This window comes from Actinacidiphila cocklensis, from assembly GCF_907177275.1.
Taxonomy (GTDB): domain Bacteria; phylum Actinomycetota; class Actinomycetes; order Streptomycetales; family Streptomycetaceae; genus Actinacidiphila; species Actinacidiphila cocklensis.
The window spans coordinates 38,015-44,292 of the sequence record NZ_CAJSLV010000091.1; the positions used below are offsets into that span (position 1 = coordinate 38,015).

5 protein-coding genes are annotated in these 6,278 nt (G+C 72.1%); 2 read left to right on the forward strand and 3 right to left on the reverse strand.

Features of this window, described 5'->3' with window-relative positions:
* Window positions 1-43: 43 nt before the first annotated feature.
* Window positions 44-1,447: a Si-specific NAD(P)(+) transhydrogenase gene (sthA, locus tag NFU81_RS32335; RefSeq protein ID WP_251498102.1), complete on the forward strand. Its 1,404-nt coding sequence runs from the start codon at window positions 44-46 to the stop codon at window positions 1,445-1,447.
* Window positions 1,448-1,585: 138 nt separating this feature from the next.
* Complete coding sequence (locus NFU81_RS32340) at window positions 1,586-3,673, forward strand: cellulose binding domain-containing protein (protein ID WP_251498105.1); 2,088 nt, start codon at window positions 1,586-1,588, stop codon at window positions 3,671-3,673.
* Window positions 3,674-3,744: 71 nt separating this feature from the next.
* On the opposite strand, the gene NFU81_RS32345 is transcribed toward NFU81_RS32340, so the two are convergent.
* The 3 genes from NFU81_RS32345 to NFU81_RS32355 form a co-directional block, all read right to left on the reverse strand.
* Entirely contained in the window at window positions 3,745-4,779 is a 1,035-nt protein-coding gene (locus NFU81_RS32345) for a PHP domain-containing protein (protein ID WP_251498108.1), read from the reverse strand.
* 154 nt (window positions 4,780-4,933) lie between these two features.
* Window positions 4,934-5,764: a GH25 family lysozyme gene (locus NFU81_RS32350; RefSeq protein ID WP_251498110.1), complete on the reverse strand. Its 831-nt coding sequence runs from the start codon at window positions 5,762-5,764 to the stop codon at window positions 4,934-4,936.
* A 10-nt stretch (window positions 5,765-5,774) separates the two neighbouring features.
* A partial coding sequence (locus NFU81_RS32355; protein WP_251498113.1) for a DUF4232 domain-containing protein occupies window positions 5,775-6,278 on the reverse strand: 504 nt, incomplete at its 5' end.

Consider the following 6,278-nt stretch of genomic DNA (forward strand, 5'->3'; position numbering starts at 1 on the left):
GGAAGCCGTGACGGGACGCGGGCCTGCCTGACAGACTGGCCGGGTGCGCGACTTCGACATCCTGGTGATCGGTTCAGGCCCCGGCGGGCAGAAGGCGGCCATCGCGGCGGCCAAACTCGGGCGGCGGGCGGCGCTGGTGGACCGCGCCGACCGGCTCGGCGGGGTGTCGCTGCACACCGGCACCATCCCGTCCAAGACGCTGCGCGAGGCGGTGCTCTACCTCACCGGGCTCAACCAGCGCGACCTGTACGGGCAGAGCTACCGGCTCAAGGAGGACATCACCGTCGCCGACCTGACGGCCAGGACCCAGCACGTGGTCGGCCGCGAGGTGGACGTGGTCCGCAACCAGCTGTCCCGCAACCGGATCACGGTCCTGGACGGCACCGGGCGCTTCCTCGACGAGCACACCGTGGCCGTCAGGGACGCCGGCGGCCAGGACCGGGTGGTGACCGCCGACCACATCGTGATCGCCACCGGCACCAGGCCGGCCCGCCCGGCGGCCGTCGAGTTCGACGACCGCACGGTGATGGACTCCGACAGCGTGCTGAACATGGAGCGGGTGCCGCGCTCGATGGTGATCGTCGGGGCCGGGGTGATCGGCATGGAGTACGCCTCGATGTTCGCCGCCCTGGGCAGCAGGATCACGGTGGTCGAACAGCGCGACGCGATGCTGGACTTCTGCGACGCGGAGATCGTCGACGCGCTCAGGTACCACCTGCGGGACCTGGCGGTGACCTTCCGCTTCGGCGAGACGGTGGCCGCCGTGGAGCGGCACGAGCGCGGCACCCTGACGGTGCTGGCCAGCGGCAAGAAGATCGCGGCCGACGCGGTGATGTACTCGGCGGGACGGCAGGGGCTCACCGAAGGACTCGGCCTGGACAAGGCGGGCCTGACCGCCGACAAGCGCGGCCGGATCGCGGTCGACGGCTCGTACCGTACGGCGGTCCCGCACATCTATGCGGTCGGCGACGTCATAGGCTTCCCCGCGCTGGCCGCGACCTCGATGGAGCAGGGCCGCAGCGCCGCCTACCACGCCTTCGGCGAACCGGCCCACGGGCTGCAGGACCTGCAGCCGATCGGCATCTACACCATCCCGGAGATCAGCTTCATCGGGCAGACCGAGGACCAGCTCACCGAGGCGTCGGTGCCGTTCGAGGTGGGCGTCTCCCGCTACCGCGAGCTGGCCCGCGGGCAGATCATCGGCGACGCGCACGGCATGCTCAAGCTGCTGGTCTCGCCCACCGACCGCAAGCTGCTCGGCGTGCACTGCTTCGGCACCGGGGCGACCGAGCTGATCCACATCGGGCACGCCGTGATGGGCTGCGGCGGCACCGTGGACTACCTGGTGGACGCGGTCTTCAACTACCCGACGCTGGCGGAGTCGTACAAGGTCGCGGCGCTGGACGTGACGAACCGGATACGGCAGATCGACCGGCTCGGCGACTGAGCCGCGGCAGCGGCGGGTTGGCGGACGGCTCCGGTTCATGACCGGGGCATTGACAAGAAGCACCGCCGTGCCAAATATGGGAGCGCTCCCACACGTGCACGCCCCCCCACATCCCGCCTCGCGAAGGTGAGAACTCCCGTGCGCCAAGGCACCTCGATCAGCTCTGCCCCGCTGCGCAGACGGCTCGCCGCCTGCGCCTCCGTCGTGGCGCTCGGCGCCGCCCTGCTGGCCGGCGGCGGAACCGCCCTGGCCGACCCCGCCGACCCGGCCGCCGCGGTGGACGTCACGGTGAACGCCGCCGAGGGGCAGGGCACCATTCCCGGCACCGCCTACGGCCTCAACAGCGCGGTGTGGGACTCCCAGATGAACGTCCCCGAGGTCCAGAACCTGCTGTCGGCGGCGAACATCGGCATGATGCGCTACCCCGGCGGCTCCTACGGCGACATCTACCACTGGAAGGACAACAGCGCGCCGGGCGGCTACGTGGCACCCGGCACCGACTTCGACGCCTTCATGGGCACCGTGAAGAAGATCGGCGCCCAGCCGATCCTCATCGCCAACTACGGCTCCGGCACCCCGCAGGAGGCCGCGGACTGGGTGCGCTACGCCAACGTGACCAAGGGCTACGGCGCGAAGTACTGGGAGATCGGCAACGAGCTGTACGGGAACGGCCATTACGGCAGCGGCTGGGAGACCGACAACCATGCCGACCTCTCCCCCACCGCCTACGCCACCAACGTCGCCGACTTCGCCACGGCCATGAAGGCGGTGGACCCCTCGGTGAAGATCGGCGCGGTCCTGACGCTGCCGGGCAACTGGCCGGACGGGGTGATGGCCTCGGGGGAGACCTCCGACTGGAACCACACGGTCATCCCGCTGATCGCCGGCAAGGCCGACTTCGTCATCGTGCACTGGTACCCGGGCGGCTCCGACGCGGCCGGAATGCTCAACACCCCCTCCCAGCTGGGCGGTGAACTGGAGCAGCTGCACGACCAGTTGAACGCCGCAGGCGCGGCGAACCTGCCGATCGCGCTGACCGAGCTGAACTCCAACGTCTTCGAGGACACCCAGCCCAACGCGCTCTTCGGCGCCGACGCGTACCTGACCGCGCTGCAGAGCGGGGTCTTCACCGTCGACTGGTGGGACACCCACAACGGCCCCGGGGCCATCAGCACGGCCCCCGACGGCGCCACCGACTACAACGACTACGGCATCCTCTCCAGCGGCACCTGCGTCGGCACGGTGTGCGAGCCGCCGCTGAACACCCCGTTCGCGCCCTACCACGCCATCTCGATGCTCAGCCATCTCGGCAAGCCGGGCGACCAGCTGGTCGCGGCGGGCAGCGGCAGCCCGCTGGTGGCCGCACACGCGGTGCACCGGGCGAACGGCGACCTGAGCGTGATGCTGATCAACAAGGACCCGGCGAACGCGCAGACCGTCGCGCTGCACTACTCCGGCTTCACCGCCGACGGCTCGGCGGCGACCGTGGACACCTTCCGCGACCAGGCCACGGCCATCGACAGCACGACCGCGGCGAACACCGGGACCTGGACCGTACCGCCGTACTCGATCACCACGGTGACCGTGCACCCGAAGTCCGGTACGTCCTCGGCGCTCACCGCGCCCGGCGCCCCGGAGGTCACCGCCGCGGGCGCCACCAGTGCCACCGTCAGCTGGACCCCCTCGACCGGCGGCAAGGTCGACCGCTACGAGGTCTACCGGCAGGTCGGCACCGTCAGTGAACTCCTGGGCAGCAGCACCGGCAGCTCGGTGACCGTGCCCAACCTCACCCCGGGCAGCACCTTCACCTGGAACGTCCTGGCCAGGGACTCCCTCGGCCGGCTCTCCCGGCCCTCGGACCCGGTCACCGTACGCACCGGGACCCCGCAGGACGCGCCCTGCCGGGTCTCCTACACGCTGACGGCCGGCTGGGGCAACGGCTTCAACGCCAACGTGACGGTCACCAACACCAGTCCCGCCCCGATCACCGGCTGGAGCCTGGCCTTCTCCTTCCCCAGCAGCAGCAACGAGTCGGTCAGCGGCTACTGGAACGCCAACCTCAGCACCCAGGGCTCCCATGTGGTGGCGACCCCGGTGGACTGGAACGGCACCCTGGCCGCCAACGGCGGCAACTCGGCGACCTTCGGCTTCACCGGCGCCAACAGCGGCGCCTACCAGCCGCCGACGGTCTTCACCCTCAACGGGGCGGTCTGCACGACCCTGTGACACCGCACCCCCACGACCGCCTGCCGCACCCGGCGCCTGTCAGGGGCGCCGGGCGCGGCAGGCCCTCTTTCTCAGGCCGGCGCGTCCGACGGCAGGCGGCGGGTCGCGGTCCAGGCCAGCAGGTCGTCGGCGCTCCAGGTGGTGATGATCCGCCCGGCCGGGATCCCGGCCTCCTCGGCGCGGGCGCAGCCGTGGATCTGCCAGTCGAGCTGGCCGGGCGCGTGGGCGTCGCTGTCGATCGCGAAGAGGGTGCCGGCGTCCCTGGCCAGCGCCAGCAGCCGGCGCGGCGGGTCGAGTCGCTGCGGGCTGCTGTTGATCTCCACCGCGGTTCCGCCCTCGGCGCACGCGGCGAAGACGGCGGCCGCGTCGTAGGTCGACTCGGGGCGCTTGCGGTCGCCGATCAGCCGCCCCGTGCAGTGGCCGAGCACGTCGACCAGCGGGTTGCCGACGGCGGCCAGCAGCCGGCGGGTGAAGGCGGGGGCGGCCATCCGAAGTTCGGAGTGCGCCGAGGCGACGACGACGTCGAGCCGGTCGAGCAGGTCGTCGTCCTGGTCGAGCGAGCCGTCGGGCAGGATGTCGCACTCGATGCCGGTGAGCAGCCGGAAGGGTGCCAGGCGGGCGTTCAGCTCCGCGACCGCGTCCAGCTGGCTGCGCAGCCGGTCGGCCGTCAGGCCGTGGGCGATCCGCAACCGCGGCGAGTGGTCGGTGAGCACCGCCCACCGGTGCCCGGCGTCCCGGGCCGCGAGGGCCATCGCCTCGATCGGGCTGCCGCCGTCCGACCAGTCGGAGTGCAGGTGGCAGTCGCCGCGCAGCGCAGCGCGCAGCGCGGTGCCGCCCTCGGCGAGCGGGCCGCCGCTGTCCCTTTCCAGGTCGGCCAGATAGCCCGGGGTGCGGCCGGCGGCGGCCTCGGCGAGGACCTTGCCCGTGGTGGAGCCGATGCCCTTGAGGTCGGTGAACCGGCCGGTCGCCGCCCGCCGTTCCCGCTCTGCCGGCGGCAGCGCGGACAGCACGGCGGCGGCGTTGCGGAACGCACGGATGCGGTAGACGGGCGCGTCGGCGCGTTCCAGCAGGAACGCGATCCGCTCCAGTGCCTCGATCGGCTCCATGCAGAGCCGTTTCCCGGTCGGGCGGGCCGCGTAACGGCCGCGCCGCCCGGGTCACACGTTCGGGACTGGCCACACGTTCGGGCGACAGGCCGGAGACGATCACACGCAGGCAGGGGACGGTCAGGCGTCGGGGACGATCACACGTTGGGGACGGTCACACGTTGGGGACGTGCAGCGCGTCCCAGGTCTCGCGTCCCGGCGGCCATTTCAGCGCGGACCCGGTCCAGCCCTTGTGGTGGTCGGTGTTGTACTTGCGCTGCCAGGCCTCGTAGGAGGCCACGTCGCCCGAGCCGATGACGTCCTTGTTGGCGGTGCTGGTGTAGCGGTTGCAGCCGACCGCGACGAGCCGGTCGTGCAGGGCCGCCACGATCGGCGAGCGGCGCCCGACGGTGAACCAGCCGGCGCCGGGGAAGGGCTCGTAGCGCGGTGCGGAGCCCCTGCCCGCCCAGGTCCGCAGGGTGCCGGGGCCGGCGAAGTTCCCGACGTTGCGGTCCAGGCCGCCGGCCGAGCTGTACTGGTGGAAAAGCCAGGGGTGCTCGACCCGCGGATGCCCCTCGGGCGCCGACGGGTCGGCGATCCACAGGCCGTCGGCGCAGTAGGACGTGCTGTCCCGGTGCAGCCAGAAGTCCCGGTTGCAGTAGAGGACCACCCGCAGCTCGGGCGCCTTGGCCTGGACGTGCCGCAGCCAGGCGTCCTTGTCGGCGCCCGGCACCCCGGTGTCCTCCCAGTCGAAGGCCAGCACGTCGCCGGCCTTCGCGCCGGCGTGCGCGAGGAAGTAGTCCGCCTGGGCGGTCACCGGGCCCGGGCGCGCGAAGTGGTAGTGGCCGACGACCAGGCCGTGCGCCCGGCCGGTGGCGACCTGGGCCGCGTGCCTGGGGTTGATGTAGCCGGTCCCCTCGGTGGCCTTGACGAACACGAAGTCCAGGCCGCTGGTGCTGTAGTCGCTGCTCTGGTACGAGGCGACATCGATTCCGTGAACCGTCACGGCGGTCCTCTCAGTGCACGGGGCCGACGTCGAAGGTGTCGCCGCAGACGACCGGGTTCGACGTGGCGAGGGTCATGGATTCGGTCGATCCCGGCGGGTAGACCATGATCAGGGTGGGCTTGCGCCAGCAGCTGTCGCCCTTGATGCCCTGGTTGAGGGTGTGCAGGTCGGCCTCGACGGTCTGGCCCGGTGCGATGCGTACCGCCGCCGCCTTGGCGCCTTGGCGACCGGCGGGCTTGCCGATGACGCTTCCGTCGCCGCGCAGCAGCGACACCCCGGGGAAGCCGTCGAGGGTGCAGGCGTGCGTGGTGGTGTTGGTGAAGTCCAGCGGGTAGTAGATGCTGCCCGCTCCCGGGTCGCCCCGGCCCAGCGTCATCTTCAGCCCGGTGACGGTGCAGCGGGCGGCGGCGGCCGCTTGCGACGGGGCGGCCTTGGTGGTGGCGGTGGGCGCGGCGGCCGGGTCGGTGGTGGCGGGCGCTGCCGGCCGGGCGCCGGCCGGTGCGGTGCCCGCCGC

What these genes read in the sequence shown, in the direction of transcription:
- NFU81_RS32345 (WP_251498108.1), bottom strand. Translation starts at nt 4,779, where the DNA reads ATGGAGCCGATCGAGGCACTGGAGCGGATCGCGTTCCTGCTGGAACGC.